Source organism: Mesorhizobium sp. (assembly GCF_017306585.1).
In the GTDB taxonomy this organism is placed as follows: domain Bacteria; phylum Pseudomonadota; class Alphaproteobacteria; order Rhizobiales; family Rhizobiaceae; genus Mesorhizobium.
In genome coordinates this window covers 57,901-76,803 of record NZ_JAFKIC010000115.1, presented here as the reverse complement: position 1 = coordinate 76,803, position 18,903 = coordinate 57,901, and the positions used below count along the sequence as shown (strand labels likewise).

Below are 18,903 nucleotides of genomic sequence, written 5' to 3'. Positions count from 1 at the left end.
GTTTCGAGGATGGCATCGAACAGTTTGTCGTCGAGCGCATGCGGTGCATGCCAGGCCAGCACCTGCGGGTCGATGATGTTCCAGTCGTCCTCGTTGCACACGACCGTGCCAACGCGGGGCCGCGACAGCACCAGTCCCTTGGCGGCCAGCACCTTCAGCGCCTCGCGTATCACTGTGCGGCTGACGCCGTATTCGACGCCGAGTTCGTTCTCGGTCGGCAGCGAGGAGCCTGCGGGGTAACGCCCCGAAAAGATATCCGAGGCGATCGCCTTCGTGACATCGGGCATGACGCGGGGGCGGCGGGTGAAGTTTTCGCCTGAAGCCTTCTTCAAAGTCTCGGTCACCTCAGCCCTCCTCCAAGGCGGCGAACCCATGGGGTTTCGCACGACCAGCCCGGCCATAGCGGATGCCGATGATTTGCGCCAGCGATCCTTGGTCAGAGCATGTAGCTTAATTATCATACCAGATCAATTGACTGATATGATAAAAGCGAATACACACTCCGGCACCCGGGCCGAGCGCCCGGCCTATCGCTGGGAGGTAATCATGCGACTTTTGAAGACCGCGCTCGTCGCGGGCGCGCTTGCCGTGCTGTCCGTTACGACCATCGCTGCATATGCTCAGGACACCAAGATCGGCTTCATCGTCAAACAGCCCGAGGAGCCTTGGTTCCAGGACGAATGGAAGTTCGCCGACCAGGCCGCCAAGGAAAAGGGCTTCACCCTCGTCAAGATCGGCGCCGAGGATGGTGAGAAGCTGATGTCGGCCATCGACAATCTCGGCGCCCAGGGCGCTCAGGGCTTCATCGTCTGCACGCCTGACGTGAAGCTCGGGCCCGGCATCGTCGCCAAGGCCGCCGCCAACAATCTCAAGTTGATGACCGTCGACGACCGGCTGGTCGGCGCCGACGGCAAGGCGCTTGAGGACGTGCCGCATATGGGCATCTCGGCCACCAAGATCGGCGAGGCCGTCGGCCAGGCGATCGTCGACGAAATGAAGGCGCGCGGCTGGAAGGCCGACGAGGTCGGTGCCATCCGCGTTTCCTACGACCAGTTGCCAACCGCGGTCGATCGCGTCGAAGGTGCCATCTCGGTGCTCAAGGCGAACGGCTTCAAGGCCGAGAACATTTTTGACGCCCCGCAGGCCAAGACCGACACCGAAGCTGCGCTCAATGCCGCCACCGTCGTGCTCAACGCCCATGCCGGCATCAAGAAGTGGGTCGCCTTCGGCCTCAACGACGAAGCGGTTCTGGGCGCCGTGCGCGCTTCCGAAAGCGTCGGCATTCCGGCTGACGGCATGATCGGCGTCGGCATCGGCGGCGCGGATTCGGCGATAAACGAGTTCAAGAAGCCCGCCGCCACCGGCTTCGTCGGCACGGTGATCATCTCGCCGAAGCGGCACGGCTACGAAACGGCGCTCAACATGTATGACTGGGTTGCCAACAACAAGGAGCCGGAGAAGCTGATCCTGACCTCCGGCGCGCTTGCCAAGCGCGACGACTACCAGAAGGTCCGCCAGGGTCTCGGCATCGAATAATCCTCCCTGTACAAACAGGCGGCGGCCCATCCGCCGCCTGTTTTCACGACTGCAGAAGGATCGCACGGTGTCCTTTCTCGAATTCTCCCGCATCACCAAGACCTATCCGGGCGTGAAGGCGCTGTCGGACGTCTCTTTCGGCGTCGACAAGGGCGCCGTGCATGGCCTGATGGGCGAGAACGGCGCCGGCAAATCCACGCTGATCAAGATTCTCTCGGGCGACCAGCACGCCGACACGGGCGACATCCGGATCGACGGCAAGGTCCAGGCCTATGCCTCGACGCGCGATGCCTTCGACAATGGCGTCATCGTCATCCATCAGGAACTGCAGCTCGTTCCCGAACTGACCGTCGCCGAAAATCTCAGCCTCGGCCGTTTCCCTGCCAATGCCGGCATCATCGCGCGCGGCAGGATGCGCGACGATGTCGGCGCCAAGCTAAAGGCGGCCGGCATCGATCTCGATATCAGCCGCAAGGTCAAGACGTTGTCCATCGGCGAACGCCAGATGGTCGAGATCGCCAAGGCGGTCATGCTCGACGCACGCGTCATCGCGCTGGACGAGCCGACCTCGTCACTGTCCTCGCGCGAGAGCGAAATCCTGTTTGCCCTGATCGACCGCCTGCGCGGCGAGGGCAAGGTCATCATCTACGTCTCGCACCGCCTCGATGAAGTGTTTCGTCTCTGCGACAGCCTGACCGTGCTGCGCGACGGCAGGCTTGCCGCGCATCACGCCTCGCTGGAGGGTGTCACCCGCGACCAGGTCGTCGCCGAAATGGTCGGCCGCGAAATCTCCGACATCTGGGGTTTTCGCCCACGCAAGGCGGGCGATGTCAGGCTGAAGGTCGAAAGCCTTTCCGGAGCAAAGATGAAGACACCGGCCAGCTTCGAGGCGAGGGCGGGTGAAATCGTCGGTTTCTTCGGCCTAATCGGCGCCGGGCGCTCGGAGCTGATGCGGCTGGTCTTCGGCGCCGATCCGCGCACGGGCGGCACCATCACCGTCGACGGCAAGCTGATCCATGCCACGGATCCGCATGGCGCGATCCGCGCCGGCATCGTGCTCTGCTCGGAAGACCGCAAGCATGACGGCATCATCCAGGGCCGTTCGATCGAGGAGAACATCAACATCTCCTCGCGGCGCCATCACACGCGCTTCGGCGTGCTGAACCGGGCGAGCGAGATCGCCACCGCCGAAACCTTCATCAAGAAGCTCAAGGTGCGTACGCCCTCGCGCAAGCAGGACATCGTCAACCTCTCCGGCGGCAACCAGCAGAAGGTCATCCTCGGCCGTTGGCTGTCGGAACAGGGCGTGCGCGTCCTCATCGTCGACGAGCCGACGCGCGGCATCGATGTCGGCGCCAAATCGGAAATCTACGAACTGCTCTACCAGCTTGCCGGGGACGGCATGGCGATCGTCGTCGTCTCGTCCGAGTTGCCGGAAGTCATGGGCATATGCGACCGCATCCTGGTCATGTGCGGCGGCCGCGTCAGCGCCGAACTCACGCGCGGCCAGTTCGCCGAGAAAGCGATCCTGGCCGCCGCACTTCCAGACACGAAAACCCCCGACGCGATCGCTTCCTGAGGATTTGCCATGACGGATCAGTTGAAGAAAATCCTGCTCGGCGAACAGGGCCTCGTCGTCATCTTCATCGTCGCCTTCGCCCTGGTGTCGGCCCTGGTGCCGAACTTCCTCACCGACCGCAACATGCTCGGCCTGCTGCAGTCGGTCGTCACCGTCGGCATCGTCGCCTGCACGATGATGTTCTGTCTCGCCGCGCGCGACTTCGATCTCTCGGTCGGTTCCATCGTCGCCTTCGCCGGCATGGTCGCGGTGATGGCGTCGAACTACACCGGCTCGATCCTGCTCGGGCTGCTTGCGGCCATCGCCTGCGGCGCCTTCGTCGGCTTCATCAACGGCGTCGTCATCGCCAAGTTCCGCATCAACGCGCTGATCACCACGCTCGCCACCATGCAGATCGTGCGCGGCCTGGCGCTGATCTCGTCGGATGGCCGCGCGGTCGGCATCAACAGCCCGGATTTCTACCAGCTGGCGCTGTCGAAGCTGCTCGGCATCCCGACGCCGATCTGGGTGCTGGCCATTCTCTTCGCCATTTTCGGTTTTGTTCTCAATCGCACCGTCTTCGGCAAAAACACGCTGGCCATCGGTGGCAATCCCGAGGCGTCGCGGCTTGCCGGCGTCAATGTCGACCGGACCCGCATCTGGATATTCGCCCTGCAGGGCGTCGTCTGCGGCATCGCCGGCATCCTGCTGGCCTCGCGCATCACTTCGGGCCAGCCCAATGCGGCGGTCGGGCTGGAGCTTTCCGTCATATCGGCCTGCGTGCTCGGCGGCGTTTCGCTCGCCGGCGGGCGCGCCACCATGTCGGGTGTCATCGTCGGCGTGCTGATCATGGGTATCGCCGAGAATGCGATGAACCTGCTCAATATTCCGGCCTTCTACCAGTATATCGTGCGCGGCGTGATCTTGCTGCTCGCCGTGCTGCTCGACAATCTGCGCTCATCGGCCCTGGGCCGGCGTTGACCGTCTTCAAGGGGAGTGACAACGATGGCTGAGCGTCTGTCGGGCAAACGCATTTTCCTGACCGGTGCCGCGCAAGGCATCGGGTTGGCCATCGCCGAGGCTTGTCTTGCCGAAGGCGCAAAACTGTTCCTCGTCGATCGTGACGGGGGGCTTCTGGGCAGGGCTGTCGCCGGCCTGCCGGCACCGCATGGCCATCTCAGGCATTGCACAGCCGACATCACCGATGCGGTTGCGATCGCCGCTGCTGCCGCCCGCGCGGCCGCCGAGATCGGTCCGGTCAACGCGCTGATCAACAATGCCGGGATGAACGTTTTCTCCACACCGCTCGAGGCGACTGAGGAGGAGTGGAACCGCAATTTCGACGTCAACGTCAAGGGCGCCTGGAACTGCTGCAAGGCGGTTCTGCCAGGCATGATCGCGGGCGGCGGCGGCGCGATCCTCAACATCGCTTCGACCCACGCCTTCACCATCATTCCGCATACCTTTCCCTACCCCGTCGCCAAGCACGCGCTGCTCGGCCTGACCAAATCGCTGGCGCTCGAATATGCCGGGCAGGGCGTGCGCGTGAACGCGCTGGCGCCCGGCTATGTCGAGACGCAGAAGGCGGTAGACTACTGGAACAGTTTTCCTGACCCGGTCGCGGCGCGCGCCAACACCATGGCCCTGCACCCCGGCGGCCGTATCGCTTCGGCGCGCGAGATCGCCTTGGCGGCCGTGTTCATGATTTCCGACGAGTGCCCGTTCATGAACGCCGCCACCCTCGTCGTCGATGGCGGCTTGAGCCAGTTGCAGCACCCTGCCTGAATTCCGGAAGAACCATGACCAAGAGACGATCGCAGCACTGGTTCGGTGGCCAAGGCAAGGACGCCTTCATCCATCGCAGCTGGATGAAGAACAATGGCCTGCCCGACGACGCTTTCGATGGCCGCCCGGTCATCGGCATCTGCAACACATTCTCCGAATTCACGCCTTGCCATGTTCATTTTCGCGGCCTGATCGAACACATCAAGGCGGGAGTGCTGGAGGCCGGCGGCCTGCCGCTGGAATTCCCCGTCTTCTCCTGCGGCGAATCCAATCTGCGGCCGACGGCGATGCTGTTCCGCAACCTCGCCTCAATGGACGTCGAGGAGGCGATCCGCGGCAATCCGATGGATGGCGTCGTGCTGATGGCGGGTTGTGACAAGACGACGCCGTCGCTGGTCATGGGCGCGGCTTCCTGCGATCTGCCGGCGATCGTTATTTCCGGCGGGCCGATGCTCAACGGCCGCTTCCAGGGCCGTGAGATCGGCTCGGGCACCGATGTCTGGAAATTCTCCGAAGACGTTCGCGCCGGCGTGATGAGCGAACAGGATTTCGCCGATGCCGAAAGCGCCATGTCGCGCTCGCCTGGCCATTGCATGACCATGGGCACGGCCTCGACGATGGCCTCGATGGTCGAAGCGCTCGGCCTGGCGCTGCCGGGCAACGCAGCCTATCCGGCCGTCGACGCGCGCCGCAACCGCATTGCCCGCATGACCGGGCGGCGCATCGTCGAAATGGTCAATGAAGACCTGCGACCATCGGCGATCCTGAAGAAATCGGCTTTCGCCAACGCCATCCGCGTCAACGGCGCCATTGGCGGATCGACCAATGCAGTGGTGCATCTGCTCGCCATCGCCGGCCGGGTGGGCACCGAACTCAGCCTCGATGATTGGGATAGCTACGGCCGCGATGTGCCGACCATTCTCGACCTGATGCCCTCGGGACGTTTCCTGATGGAGGATTTCTGCTACGCCGGTGGTATTCCGGCGGTCATGAAGGAGATCGCCGACATGCTTGATCTCGACGCTTTGACCGTGACCGGCAAGAGCCTGCGCGACAACATCGAGACCGCTCAGAATTACAATCCGCAGGTGATCCGCCCGCGCGACAAGGCGCTGACGGCGCAGGGCGGCATCGCGGTGCTGCGTGGCAACATGGCGCCGGATGGCGCCATCATCAAGCCGTCCGCCGCAACGCCCGCCCTGATGAAGCATCGGGGCCGCGCCGTCGTGTTCGAGGACATCGACGACTACAAGGCGCGCGTCGACGATCCCGAGCTCGACATCGACAAAACCTCGATCATGGTGCTTAGGAATTGCGGGCCGAAGGGTTATCCGGGGATGGCCGAGGTCGGCAACATGGCCTTGCCGCAAAAGCTGCTGGCAAAGGGCGTGCGCGACATGGTCCGCATCTCGGACGCCCGCATGTCCGGCACCGCCTTCGGCACGGTGATCCTGCACGCCGCGCCCGAGGCAGCCGTCGGCGGCCCGCTGGCGCTGGTCCGCAGCGGCGACATCATCGAACTCGATGTCGAGGCGCGCAAGCTGCATCTGGATGTCCCGGAGCAGGAACTGGCGCGGCGGCGCCAAAGCTGGAAGCCGCCGGAACCGGCGATGCGCGGCGGCTATCAGGGACTCTATATCGAACACGTTTTGCAGGCGGATCGCGGCGCCGACCTCGACTTTCTGGTCGGTAGCCGTGGCCACGCCATCCCGCGCGAAAGCCATTGAGGCCGGCGACGATGCCAAACTTCCGGCCTGATGATTTTCATGGCATCCACGCCATCCTCTACGCGCTGTTCGGCGAGAATGAGCGGCTGGACCGCGCGGCGATGCGCCGGCAGGTCGAGATCTGCCTGGCGAGCGGCGTGCACGGCATGGCGGCGCTCGGCCTTGCCACCGAAGTCTCCAAGCTCACCGAAGCCGAGCGCCGGACGGTCATGGACTGGACGGCGCAGGACACCGCCGGAAAAGTACCGCTCGCCTTCACCATCTTCGGTGCCTCGGTGGCTGAACAGATCGGGCAGGTGCGCCACGCCGAAAGCGTCGGCGCCGATTGGGTTATCCTGCAACCGCCGCCTGTCGGGGCATATGGCGCGCCGGAATATATCAGCTTCTTCGGCCGGGTCGCCGAGGCGACGGATCTGCCGGTGGCGATCCAGAACGCGCCGGCCTTTTTCGGCCGGGGTCTGTCGTCGGATGAGATCCGCGATCTCACAACGCTTCATCCCAACGTAAGGCTGATCAAGGGCGAAGGCCCGGTCACCGACATTGCCGGCCTGATCGAGCGTACCGAAGGCCGCTTACCGGTCTTCAACGGACGCGGCGGCCTGGAACTGATCGACAATTTACGCATTGGCTGCCGAGGCATGATCCTGGCGCCGGATTGCATCGACCATGCCGTGCGCGCCTACAATGCGTTCCGCGCCGGCGACGAGGCCGCGGCGGAAACCCACTATGAACAGATGCTGCCGGCGGCGGTCTTCGTCATGCAAGGCATCGAGAACCTGATCTGCTACGGCAAGCGCCTTTTCGGCACCCGCGCCGGCATCCCGATCCACGACCGCGCTCCGGCAATGCGGCCAAATGAGACCGGGCTTGCAATGGTGCAGCGCTTCGCTGCCAGCCTCGGCTCGCTGTCATCGCCTTTCCGTCAGTAGGTCGTACGCCCGCCCGACAGATCGAAGGTCGAGGCCGTGGTGAAGCTGTTTTCCCTGGAGACCAGCCAGGCGACCATGGCCGCGGCCTCATCGACTTCCAGCAGGCGTCCGCGCGGAATGCGCGAGCGCATATATTCGATGTGCTCGGCCGTCAGCTGCTCGAGGATGCGTGTCTGCGCCGTGGCCGGCGAGATGCAGTTGACCGCGATGTCGTATTGCGCCAGCTCCTTGCCGAGCGACTTGGTCATGCCGATGACAGCGGCCTTCGAGGCCGAATAGGCGGCGGCGTTGGGATTGCCCTCCTTGCCGGCGACCGAGGCGATGTTGACGATGCGTCCGTAATTGCGCTCCTTCATGCCGGGAACCACGGCCCGGTTGACGTAGAAGGTGCCGTTGACGTTGATGTCGATGATCTTCTTCCACACATCGACATCGTAGGTATCGAGCGGGGCGGCCGGCCCGGCAATGCCGGCCGAGTTGACGAGGATGGAGATCTTGTCGGCGATCTCCTCCGTCCTGGCGCGGGCGGCATCCACCGCCCCCCAATCGGCAATGTCCACGACCAGCGTCGTGGCGGCCTTGCCGAGTTCCTGCCTGGCCGCATCGAGGCGGGCCTCGTCAAGGTCCCACAAGGTGACCGTCGCGCCGGAAGCGACAAAACGCCTGGCCATGGCAAAGCCGAGGCCTTGCGCGCCTCCGGTGACAACGGCGTGCTGGCCGTCAAGATCGATCCTGTTCATGCCGGGCATTCTCTCTGTTTGAGGGTCTCTGAAGGTCGCCTGCGAGCGGGCGAAGGCATCACATTGTCGCGCCAAGGCTCCAGGGCACGAACTCGTTGTCGCCATAACCGAGTGCTTCCGACCTGGTGCGTCCGCCCGATGCCACGCGCAGGATTTCGGCGAAGATCTCCTCGCCCTTCTGCGCCAGCGTCACACCGTCGAGGATGTCGCCGCAATTGATGTCCATGTCGTCGCGCATCTGCTCGAAGATGAAGGAGTTGGAGGCGAGCTTGATCGACGGTGTCGGCTTGCAGCCGAAGGCCGAACCACGCCCCGTGGTGAAGCACAGTATGTTGGCGCCGCCGGCCACCTGTCCGGTCGCCGAGACCGGGTCGTAGCCCGGCGTGTCCATGAAGACGAGGCCGCGCTCGTTGATGGGCTCGGCATATTCCAGCACCGCGCGCAGATTGGTTGTGCCGCCCTTGGCGGAGGCGCCGAGCGATTTCTCGAGGATGGTGGTCAGCCCGCCCAGCTTGTTGCCGGGCGACGGATTGTTGTTCATCTCCATGTCGTGCCGGGCGGTATAGTCCTCCCACCAGCGGATGCGCTCGATCAACTTCTCGCCGACTTCGCGGTTTTCCGCGCGCAGGGTCAGGAGATGTTCCGCGCCATAAATCTCAGGCGTTTCCGAGAGCACGGCCGTGCCGCCCTGTGCGACCAGCAGATCGACCGCCGCGCCCAGGGCCGGGTTGGCGCTGATGCCGGAGTAACCATCCGATCCGCCGCATTGCAGCGCCAGAACCAGTTCGGAAGCCGGTTGCGGTGTTCGCTCGGCGGCATTGACGGCAGGCAGCATGTCGAGGATCGCCTTGACGCCGGCATCGACGGTCTTTCGCGTGCCGCCTGTTTCCTGGATCGTCATGGTGCGGAAGGTGGTGCTCTCCTCGATGTTGTAGGACTGCATCCAGCGCGGAATCTGGAAGGCTTCGCAGCCGAGCCCCACCATCAGCACGCCGCCGACATTGGGGTTGGTGGCGAACCCCCATTGCGTGCGCTTCAGGAGATCGTAGGCAGGACCTTTTGTGTCGATGCCGCATCCCGTGCCGTGCACCAGCGAAATGATGCCGTCGACATTGGGATAGTCGCGCAGGATGCCGGACCGGTTGACCTCTTCGACGATGAAGCGGGCGACACTGGCCGAGCAATTCACCGAAGTCAGCACGGCGATGAAGTTGCGCGTGCCGATCTTGCCGCTTGGCCTCTTGTAACCCATGAAGGTTGCCCGTTCGGCCTCTGGAAGAACCGGCGTCGTCCTGGCGTTGGTGCCGAACAGATAGTCGCGCTCGAAATTGCGCAGATACACATTGTGTTCGTGCACCCAGTCGCCGGCCACGATCGGCTCGCGCGCGAAGCCGATGGTCTGTCCGTACTTTATGATCGGCTCGTCCGAAGCGATGTCGCGCATGGCCATTTTGTGGCCGCGCGGGATGCGCGCCCTGGCCTCGACGTCGCCGGCCTTGTCGCCGGCCTTCAGCGGATCGACCGCGAGAAGAATGTTGTCGGCCTGCGAAAGCTTGATGAAGCGCGTCATACCCAAACTCTGAAAAGCTCCGACATCGTCGGAGGCAAAGAGTGATTTGGAATACTAATATAATAGAATGTCAGTGGTCAAGCGGAGGCGCGATTGCGGCGTTTCAGCCGCATGGGCAAACGCTTTGGACGCGCGCAAGAAGAGTTTCATGCGCCGCCATCGAAGCGGCGTGCGGATCAATCCTGGCGGACTCGGCAAATCCGCCAGGCCAGCCGATCCCAAATGGTCAGTTAGCGGTCAGTCGAGATGGAAGACTTCTTCCATGGCGGCCCACCATTCGCCGTCGGCGCGTGTCGTCAGCGGCAATTGCATGGGGTCGCACAACTCCCACCATTTGTGCATGGCGGCGGATTCGCCCATCCGTGCCGCATCCCCGGCGAAATCGTCGCCGTGATATTCCCAATAGGCGAAGAGCAGGTTTTCCGGCTCGCGCAGGAAAATGGAATAGTTGTGGATGTTGGCGCGGCTGATGACATCGAGCACCTCCGGCCAGACCTCGGCATGGACGCGCTTGTATTCCGCGATCGCCTCAGCCTTCAGGCCGATGCAAAGTCCCATTCTGCGCATGTGATGATTGTTCCCTCAGCCGAGAAGGTCGGCGGCGACTTCGAGCGTGTTGCGGAAGGATGTTTCGAGGTGCTGCTCCATCGCCTGCGCGGCGCCCTCGGCATCATGACGTTTCAGCGCGTCGAGAATGGCTTCGTGCTGTTCGATCGTCTGTTCGCCATAGCCGGGCTTTGGAATGGCGAGATAGCGGCCGCGGTCCATCTGCGCCTTGGAGATGTCCACCGCCCGCCAGATCATCGGCAGACCGCAGATCTCGGCGATTGTGCGGTGAAAGACATCGTCGAGCTGGATCGCGGTCGCGTAGCGGCCACGCGCTATGGCAAGCTTGTGCGCCGCCATGTTGTCTTCCAGCAGCTCGGCGGCCGGCGGGGTCAGCTTGACCGCCGCGCGCCGCGCGCTTTCCATCTCCAGCGCCCGCCTGATGACATAGGCTTCTTCCAGGTCGGCCCGGCTGATCGGCGCGACATAGGTGCCGGTCTGCGCCAGGATCTTGACCAGGCCCTCGTCGCTGATGCGCTTGACGGCTTCCCGCACCGGTGTGCGCGAGACGCCGAGGGCTTCGGCGATCGCCACCTCGTTGATCACTTCCCCGGGCTTCATCTGCCCGACCACGATCAGGTTGCGGATCTTCTGATAGATCTGATCGCGGAGCGGCAGAGCCCGATTGAGGGTCGAAGGGTCCAGGTCCATGGCAAATCCGTAGCTTCGTTCACCAGAAATGGTCAGATTATATTAGAATGTAAATCGCAATGCATCCAATGCGAGCGGCCGTGTCCCTTGGCAATGGGGTGGTGGTTACGCAGGCTTTCGAATCCAGCTTGCCAGAACTGTTATATTAGTGCAATAGTCGACACCCGAGCAAGGAATTCGACCCGCGAATGAACGCCTTGAACCGGACCGCATGCCGATAGGCAGGCATTCGGGCCGAAGGCGGGTCACTTTTCGATCGACTATTATACTAAAATAATTATGCCCGATGCCGAGGACAGCGGGAAAGCCTGCCAGGGAGGAACCTAGCCAGACATGAATGCCGCCGCCGATTGCGCCTTGGATATGAGAGGCATCAGCAAGATTTTTCCGGGCGTGAAGGCTCTGTCCAACGTCAATTTCGCCGTGAAATTCGGCACTGTCCATGCGGTCGTGGGCGAGAACGGCGCCGGCAAGTCGACGCTCATGAAGGTTCTCAACGGCTCTTACGCACCAACCAGCGGCACGATCAAGGTCGGCGGCGCCGAAGTGCGCATGCGCCGGCCCGCTGACGCCCAGGCGCTCGGCATCCGCATGGTGCACCAGGAAATCAACCTGGTTCCGGACCTGAGCGTGGCGGAAAACGTCTATCTCGGCCGCATGCCCGGCAAATGGAGCTTTCTGCGCAAGGGCGAGATGGTCAGGAAGGCCGCGGCCGTCCTCGACGAGCTCGGAGCGGGAATCAATCCGCGCGAACGGCTCGGCGATTTGTCGATCAGCCAGCAACAACTGGTCGAGATCGCCAAGGCCTATGCCGCACAGCCCCGCATCATCGTGCTGGACGAGCCGACATCGAGCCTCAGCGAGCACGAGACGGCGGCGCTGTTCAGGATCCTGCGCAAGATGCGCGACGACGGCATCGCCATCATCTACATCAGCCACCGGCTGAAGGAGGTGCTCGAGATCGCCGACGAGGTGACCGTGCTGCGCGACGGCTCCATGATCGAGACGCGTCCGATCGCGGGCATAACCGCGGCGCAGATGATCCGGCTGATGGTCGGCCGCGAGGTCAGCAACGTCTTTCCCAAGAGCCCGGCCGAGATCGGCAAGTCCGTGCTGCGCGTCGAGCGCATCAGCGACGGCACGCGCTTTCACAATGTCAGCTTCGATGTGCGTGCGGGCGAGATCCTGGGCCTGACAGGCCTCGTCGGCGCTGGCCGCACCGAAGTCGCGCGCGCCATATTCGGCCTGTCGCGCCTGGTCGAAGGCACGGTCAGTGTCAACGGCCGCAAGGTCTCGATCAACTCGCCGTCCGAAGCGGTGAAGGCCGGCATCGCCTATGTGCCGGAGGACCGCAAGGGCGACGGCATCGTGCCCGGCATGTCGATCCGGGAAAACATCAGCCTGCCCATCCTGCGCCGCCTCAGCCGTTTCGGACGCATCAGGCGTAGTGCCGACCGCGCGCTGGCGGCGGACTATGTGAAGCAGTTTTCCATTTCTCCGCCCGACGGCGAACGGCGCATCAATCTCCTGTCCGGCGGCAACCAGCAGAAGGCCGTCATCGCCAAATGGCTGGCCGCCAGGCCCTCGGCGCTGATCCTCGACGAGCCGACACGCGGCGTCGATGTCGGCGCCAAGGCCGAGATCCACAACATCATCGGCCAGCTCGTCGCCGGCGGCATGGCTGTGGTGATGATCTCCTCGGAACTGCCCGAAATCCTCGGCGTCTGCGACCGCGTGGTGGTGATGCGCGACGGGCAGGCCTCCGAGCCGCTCATGCGCGGCGAACTCAGCGAAGAGCGGATCATGGCCCTGGCGACCGGGGAGGAAGCAGCGTGAGCGACGCGGCCATGGAAATCAGCGGCGTGAAGCGCAACGACCGTTTTACGCGCGGCAGCAGGCTCGTCGACGCCTTGTCCAAGGCAGGACTGGCCTTCGCCATCCTCGCCGTGGCGCTCTACGGTTCCGTCGTCAGTCCCGCCTTCTTCACCTCGGGCAATCTGCTCAACGTGCTGACCTCGATGTCCATCGTCGGCATCGTCGTGGTCGGCATGACTTTCGTGCTGGTCGTCGGCGGCCTGGCGGACCTGTCGGTGCCTGCGACGATCGCCTGCGGCGCCATCCTCTCGCTCGGGCTGCAGCCGATGATCGGCCCGCTGCCCGCCTTCGTGCTGGCGGTCGGTCTGGCCGGATTGATCGGCCTCTTGAACGGGGTGCTGGTCGGCTATGTCGGCATCAATCCCATCATCGCCACGCTCGGCATCGGCACGATCGGTCTAGGCATTGTCCAGGCCGCTGTCGGCGGCGTCATCGTCTACGGCAGCAATCCGGCCTCGGCCGAATTCGCCAAGGGCCGCCTGTTCGGCATCCCGGTCGTGGTGCTGATCTTCCTGGTCATCGCCCTCATCGGCCATTTCGTCCTCTCACGCTCCTTCTGGGGCAGATGGACGCTCGCCACCGGCGGCAACTACAGCGCCGCCGAGGCCAGTGCGGTTCCGGTGCAGGCGGTCAAGGCCGGGGCCTTCGTCATCACGGCGCTCACCGCCGGCATCAGCGGCGGCCTGCTGGGGCTCACGCTGCAGAGCGCGCGGCCGCTGATCGGCGCCGGTTACGAGTTCAGCGCCATCACCGCCGTGGTGGTCGGCGGCGTCTCGATCATCGGCGGCTTCGGTTCGGTACCCAGGGCGATCGCAGGCCTGATCTTCGTGCAGCTCCTCACCAACGTCATGGTGCTCGACGGCGTGCGCACGCCGATCCAGGGTTTTGTCCTTGGCATCCTGATCGTCGGCGCCGTCGGCATGGATGCCGCCCTGCGCAAGCGGGGAGTGGCATGATGCGGTTCCTGTCGCTTGCCTCGCAGTATCGGGTCGTCATCATCCTGGGCCTGACGCTGATCATTTCCGCCCTGGTGGTCCCGGGCTACTTCTCCGCCTCGACGCTGGGCCTCGGCCTCGACCGCGCGGCGACGATCGGCCTGATCGCCATCGGCCTGACGGTGTTGTTGATCGCGGGTCAGATCGACCTTTCGGGCGGCGCGGTGTTCGCAGTGGCCGGGATCGTCTCCGTCATGCTGCAGCGCGAGATCGGCATCCTGCCCGCCGCCATCGTCGGCGTCCTGGTCGGCACGGTAGCCGGCGCCATCAACGGCGCCCTGGTCGTCGGACTGAAGGTGAATTCGCTGGTGCTGACGCTGGCGACGATGCTGATCTTCCGTTCGCTCGCGCACTGGATAACCAACAGCCAGCCGGTAACCGGCACCGACATCATGCTCTCGCTGGCGCTGGCCAAGATCTATCTCGAGATATTCACCATCCGCAGCGCGCTGTTCATCGTCTTTATCGTGCTGCTGCATTTCTGGCTGACGCGCACGATTCCGGGCCGCAATGTCTTCGCCGTCGGCTCGAATCCTGCGGCCGCCAAGGAAAGCGGCATCGCCTCCGACCGCATCGTCTTTCTCGGCTTTGTCTTCGCCGGCACGCTCGCCGGCCTGGCCGGGGTACTCCAGAGCCTCGTCACCAACACCGGTTCGCCCGTCTTCGGCTCGGAACTGACGGTCGCCGTCATTGCCGCGGTCGTCGTCGGCGGAACCCGCCTCGAAGGCGGAAGGGGATCCGCGCTCGGCACGCTTGGCGGCGTGCTGACCATCGGCTCGCTGACCATCGCGATGGAGTTCCAGTCGGTTCCCGCATACGTCCAGCAGGTCGTATCGGGGCTCATCCTGATCCTGCTCGTCGTGCTCGATCGGGCCGTTACTACCAAGGGGAGGGCTCCGGGCACGCGCCCCGCGCTCATCAGCGACAATCCAGTCACTCAAGGAGAATCCACATGATTGGGAGGAAAGATATGATTGGCAAGAAAACCATGATCCAGCTCGCCGCCGTGGCGCTGCTGGCATCGACGGGCTGGGCAAGCGCCAAGACGGTCTGCTACGTGACGGCGGCGGATTCGCATGCCTATGCGACGCCCGCCAACAAGGCGCTTGAGGCCCGCGCCAAGGAACTCGGCGTCGAGATCCTCAGCCTCAGCCAGGACTTCGACGTGCAGAAGGGCACCGAGCAGCTCAACACCTGCGTGGCCCGCAAGGTCGATGGCATCATCCTGTGGCCGCTCGACCCACAGGCCTACATACCGGGCCTCGCCCGCGCGCAGCAGGCCAACATTCCGGCGATCCTCATCAACTCGCCGATGAGCGACGACGCCAAGCCGTACATCAAGTCCTTCACCGGGCCCGACGTCTACGAAGAAGGCAAGCTGGCGGCGGATTCGCTCAGCAAGGCGCTGGGCGGCAAGGGTTCCGTCGTTATCATCGCCGGCCAGGCCGGCAATGGCACCACCATCGGCCGCGTCACTGGCTTCACCGATCGCCTGAAGGAAACCAACGCCGACATCAAGGTGCTGGACACTGTCAACGCCGATTTCGACCAGCAGAAGGCGCTGGTCGTCAGCCGCGACCTGATCACCCGCTTCGGCGACCAGATCAGCGGCGTCTATGCCAATGACGACACCATGGCGCGCGGCTTCATCGATGCCTGGAAGGAAGCCAACCCCTCCAAGGCGGCGCCGCCGATCGTCGGCATCAACGGCCAGAAGGACGCGTTCGAATCGATCCGCACCAACGAGATGTACTCGACCATCGTGCAGTCGCCCGTCGAGGATGGCCGCCTGGCCATCAACACCATGGCCGAGATCATCGACGGCAAGGAGGTCAAGGACCGGCTGCCGATCCCGCTGACCGTCGTCACCAAGGACAACGTCAACTCGGTCGAGCCGGCGTTCTGATCCGTTGGCCGGCCCGGCGGCTCAGCCGGGCCGGCCTCTCTGCCTGCACATCGTCACGACAGGCAGTGAAGAATTTCCAATCACGGCGTCGGATTTAGAATAAACTAACTCTACAGAATTTATAGAATAAGCAAATCTCGCGCGACCTGTTTCTTTCTCCAGGAATGCGCGATGATCACGCTCTACCCAACGCGGCTCCCAGCCGGATCAGGCCGTCTCCAAGGCCATGGCCGCACTGTGGGAGGCCGCGCATGAGCCGCGACGTTCCCGACCGCATCAAGGTTCTCTGGTTTCTGCCGACGCATGGCGACAGCCGCTATCTCGGCACGACGGAAGGCGGCAGGGCCGTCGACCTGCCCTATCTCACTCAGGTGGCGAAGGCCGCCGACACGCTGGGCTATTACGGCGTGCTGCTGCCCACCGGCCGGGCCTGCGAGGATTCCTGGGTGATCGCCTCGGCGCTGGCGCCACTGACCGAACGGCTGCGGTTCCTCGTCGCCGTGCGGCCCGGCCTGCAGTCGCCGACGCTCGCGGCGCGCATGACCGCCACGCTGGACCGCATCTCCAACGGTCGTCTGCTGATCAACGTCGTTACCGGCGGCGATCCGTTGGAGAACAAGGGCGACGGCATCTTCCTGTCGCATGCCGAGCGCTACGAGGTGACGCAGGAATTCCTGCGGATCTACAAGCGCGTGCTGAGCGGCGAGACGGTCGAGCACCATGGCAAGCATTTCCAGATCGAGGATGGCAGGCTGCTGTTTCCGCCGGTGCAGGCGCCCTATCCGCCGCTCTATTTCGGCGGCTCCTCGGATGCCGGATCGCAGGTGGCGGCACAGGAAATCGACAAATACCTGACCTGGGGCGAACCGCCGGCCGATGTCGAACGCAAGCTGGACGCCGTGCGCGAACTGGCTGAGAAGGCCGGCCGCAAACTCTCCTTCGGCATTCGCCTGCATGTCATCGCCCGCGAAACCACCGAACAGGCCTGGGCCGCCGCCGACAGCCTGATCAGCCGGCTGGACGACGCCACCATTGCTTCGGCGCAGAAGGTGTTTTCCCGCATGGATTCGGTCGGCCAGGCGCGGATGAGCGCGCTGCATGGGGGCAGCCGCGACAAGCTCGAGATCGCGCCCAATCTCTGGGCAGGCGTCGGCCTGGTGCGCGGTGGCGCCGGAACCGCGCTCGTCGGCGACCCCGACACGATTGCCGAGCGCATCGACGAATATCGCCGCCTCGGCATCGACACCTTCATCCTGTCCGGCTACCCGCATCTGGAGGAAGCCTACCGCTTCGGCGAACTGGTGCTGCCGAAACTGCCGACCGACCATCCGGTCAAATCGGCGGGCTCATCCGTCAACACCGGACCGTTCGGCGAGACCATTGCCGGCGATCACCGGCCCAAATCACTGGGGCCGAAGTCGCTCGCCAGCGCCTCGTGAACGCGCTCCCTCCGGCCCGCCGGCTCGGCGTCGCCATCATCGGCGGCGGCTTTTCCGGTGCCGCCGTGGCCTGGCATCTGGCGCGGGCATATCGGCCGGAACGCCTGTCGATCACGGTGATCGAGCCGCGCCCCGCGCTCGGCGGCGGGCTCGCCTATTCCAGCGAAGAGCCCTCGCACAGGGTCAACGTGCCCGCCGTCAGGATGAGCATGGTTCCGGACGAAGCGCAGCATTTCGCGCGCTGGCTGGCCGGCAGCGGCGAGCTTGACTGCGACGCCGATGCGCTCTGGAAGAACGGCGATGTGTTTCCGCGCCGTCGCGTCTTCGGCCGCTATGTCGCCGAGCATCTGGCGCCCCTTATCGAGACCGGCGCTGTCCGCCACGTCCAGGGCCAGGCCACGCGGATCGTGCGAAGGGGTATGGGCTGGACCGTGCAGACCTCCGCCGGGTCTGTTACCGCCGACCTCGTCGCCCTCGCCGCGACGCACCCTGCGCCGGCGATCCCGACGGCACTCGCCTCATTGACGGAAGCGCCGGGTTTCATTGCCGACCCCTATGCGCCTTCGGTGCTTGCCGGCATCAGGCCCGATGCATCGGTGCTGATCGTCGGCTCCGGCCTGACCTCGGCCGACATGGTCGCCGAACTCGACCGCCGTGGCCATCGCGGTCGTATCCTCGCGTTGTCGCGGCGCGGGTTGCGCTCGCGCGGCCATCCTGACGTCAGGGGCGATCCCTTCGGCGATTTCGCCTCGGCGCCCGCGACGACGGCGCTCGGGCTGCTGATGAACATCCGCGCCACACTCGCCAAGGCGCGCGATGCCGGTGTCAACTGGCAGTCGGTCTTCGACCAGTTGCGCCTGCAAGGGCCGGTGCTGTGGGGTGCGCTCGCGCCGGATGAGCGGGCGAGACTGGTGCGGCAATTGCGTGTGTTCTGGGACGTGCATCGCTTCAGGATCGCGCCGCAGGTCGCAGATGTGCTCGACCGCCGCCAGGCCGGGGGCACATTCGACACCATCGCCGCCAGGCTTGTCGCGTCGAACGATGAGGGCGACAGCCTCGCGGTCAGCTTCCAGCGGCGCGGCCAGACGCGGATCGAGACCGCGCGCTTCGACGCCGTCATCAACACCACAGGCCCGGCCCATGGCCAGGCGCTCCGGTCCAATCCGGCGCTGTGCTCGTTGGCCGAGGCTGGCCTCATCAGGCCGGACGCATACGGTCTTGGCATCGCGACCAGTCTCGACAGCCAGGCGCTTGGCCGGGATGGCGCGGCTGTCGCCGGGCTTTTCGTCGCCGGTCCGCTGGCGCGAGGCACCTTTGGCGAACTCATGGGCCTGCCGGAGGTCGCGCGCCATGCCCAGGCGGTCGCGTCCGGGATCGCAAAGCTGCTTGTCACCCGCCCTTCGGTCGGCGCCGCTGCCGGCGATGTCGCGGCCGCGCACTGACAAGCGGAAGCCGGCCCAGCCGGCCAAAATTGGTATTTCCGTCCCAACCAGGCGCCAAAAACGGAAAATCCTACTTTGTATATATAATCAGTAGACATAATAAATAATGGCGAAATCCGGCACCGCCGGACCGATCAACGACAC

General features: G+C 64.4%; 17 protein-coding genes. 12 read left to right on the top strand and 5 right to left on the bottom strand.

Going from position 1 to position 18,903, the window contains the following annotated elements; genetic code table 11:
* Positions 1-287: GntR family transcriptional regulator (locus J0I79_RS08090; RefSeq protein ID WP_292856309.1), on the bottom strand; the 287-nt coding region annotated here is incomplete at its 3' end.
* A 259-nt stretch (positions 288-546) separates the two neighbouring features.
* Here J0I79_RS08090 and J0I79_RS08085 point away from each other — a divergent pair.
* From J0I79_RS08085 to J0I79_RS08060, 6 genes are all read left to right on the top strand, one after another.
* The gene (locus J0I79_RS08085) at positions 547-1,536 is read left to right on the top strand and encodes an arabinose ABC transporter substrate-binding protein (RefSeq protein ID WP_292856307.1); all 990 of its coding nucleotides are present in this window, start codon (positions 547-549) and stop codon (positions 1,534-1,536) included.
* Positions 1,537-1,603: 67 nt separating this feature from the next.
* Positions 1,604-3,115: an L-arabinose ABC transporter ATP-binding protein AraG gene (araG, locus tag J0I79_RS08080; RefSeq protein ID WP_292856306.1), complete on the top strand. Its 1,512-nt coding sequence runs from the start codon at positions 1,604-1,606 to the stop codon at positions 3,113-3,115.
* Positions 3,116-3,124: 9 nt separating this feature from the next.
* Positions 3,125-4,075 (top strand): L-arabinose ABC transporter permease AraH, encoded by a 951-nt coding sequence (gene araH / locus J0I79_RS08075; RefSeq protein ID WP_292856305.1) that lies wholly within the window; start codon positions 3,125-3,127, stop codon positions 4,073-4,075.
* A 24-nt stretch (positions 4,076-4,099) separates the two neighbouring features.
* Positions 4,100-4,879, top strand: coding sequence for an SDR family oxidoreductase (locus J0I79_RS08070; RefSeq protein ID WP_292856304.1), 780 nt, complete (start codon positions 4,100-4,102; stop codon positions 4,877-4,879).
* 14 nt (positions 4,880-4,893) lie between these two features.
* Positions 4,894-6,606: an L-arabinonate dehydratase gene (gene araD, locus J0I79_RS08065; RefSeq protein WP_292856303.1), complete on the top strand. Its 1,713-nt coding sequence runs from the start codon at positions 4,894-4,896 to the stop codon at positions 6,604-6,606.
* Positions 6,607-6,617: 11 nt separating this feature from the next.
* Positions 6,618-7,535, top strand: a complete 918-nt coding sequence (locus J0I79_RS08060; RefSeq protein ID WP_292856302.1) for a dihydrodipicolinate synthase family protein — start codon at positions 6,618-6,620, stop codon at positions 7,533-7,535.
* Here J0I79_RS08060 and J0I79_RS08055 read toward each other — a convergent pair.
* From J0I79_RS08055 to J0I79_RS08040, 4 genes are all read right to left on the bottom strand, one after another.
* Entirely contained in the window at positions 7,529-8,275 is a 747-nt protein-coding gene (locus tag J0I79_RS08055; protein WP_292856301.1) for an SDR family NAD(P)-dependent oxidoreductase, read from the bottom strand. The two genes, J0I79_RS08060 and J0I79_RS08055, sit on opposite strands and share 7 nt — an antisense overlap.
* Before the next feature lie 58 nt (positions 8,276-8,333).
* On the bottom strand, positions 8,334-9,845 hold the full coding sequence (locus J0I79_RS08050) for an altronate dehydratase family protein (protein ID WP_292856300.1): 1,512 nt from the start codon (positions 9,843-9,845) through the stop codon (positions 8,334-8,336).
* Between the two features lie 237 nt (positions 9,846-10,082).
* Positions 10,083-10,412, bottom strand: a complete 330-nt coding sequence (locus J0I79_RS08045) for an L-rhamnose mutarotase (RefSeq protein ID WP_292856299.1) — start codon at positions 10,410-10,412, stop codon at positions 10,083-10,085.
* Positions 10,413-10,427: 15 nt separating this feature from the next.
* The gene (locus tag J0I79_RS08040; protein ID WP_292856298.1) at positions 10,428-11,102 is read right to left on the bottom strand and encodes a GntR family transcriptional regulator; all 675 of its coding nucleotides are present in this window, start codon (positions 11,100-11,102) and stop codon (positions 10,428-10,430) included.
* 363 nt (positions 11,103-11,465) lie between these two features.
* Between J0I79_RS08040 and J0I79_RS08035 the strand changes: the two genes are divergently transcribed.
* The 6 genes from J0I79_RS08035 (at position 11,466) to J0I79_RS08010 (ending at position 18,759) form a co-directional block, all read left to right on the top strand.
* A complete protein-coding gene (locus J0I79_RS08035) occupies positions 11,466-12,938 on the top strand; it encodes a sugar ABC transporter ATP-binding protein (protein ID WP_292856297.1) in 1,473 nt (490 codons plus the stop codon).
* On the top strand, positions 12,935-13,933 hold the full coding sequence (locus tag J0I79_RS08030) for an ABC transporter permease (protein WP_292856296.1): 999 nt from the start codon (positions 12,935-12,937) through the stop codon (positions 13,931-13,933). The genes J0I79_RS08035 and J0I79_RS08030 overlap by 4 nt, the downstream gene beginning before the upstream one ends.
* Entirely contained in the window at positions 13,930-14,928 is a 999-nt protein-coding gene (locus J0I79_RS08025; RefSeq protein WP_292856295.1) for an ABC transporter permease, read from the top strand. The genes J0I79_RS08030 and J0I79_RS08025 overlap by 4 nt, the downstream gene beginning before the upstream one ends.
* A gap of 14 nt (positions 14,929-14,942) precedes the next feature.
* Positions 14,943-15,878 carry a sugar ABC transporter substrate-binding protein gene (locus J0I79_RS08020; protein WP_292856294.1) on the top strand — a complete coding sequence of 312 codons (936 nt, stop codon included), beginning with the start codon at positions 14,943-14,945 and terminating at the stop codon, positions 15,876-15,878.
* A 251-nt stretch (positions 15,879-16,129) separates the two neighbouring features.
* Positions 16,130-17,317: an FMNH2-dependent alkanesulfonate monooxygenase gene (ssuD, locus tag J0I79_RS08015; protein ID WP_292856293.1), complete on the top strand. Its 1,188-nt coding sequence runs from the start codon at positions 16,130-16,132 to the stop codon at positions 17,315-17,317.
* Positions 17,314-18,759: an FAD/NAD(P)-binding protein gene (locus J0I79_RS08010; RefSeq protein WP_292856292.1), complete on the top strand. Its 1,446-nt coding sequence runs from the start codon at positions 17,314-17,316 to the stop codon at positions 18,757-18,759. Before ssuD ends, J0I79_RS08010 begins: the two co-directional genes overlap by 4 nt.
* Positions 18,760-18,903 lie beyond the last annotated feature (144 nt).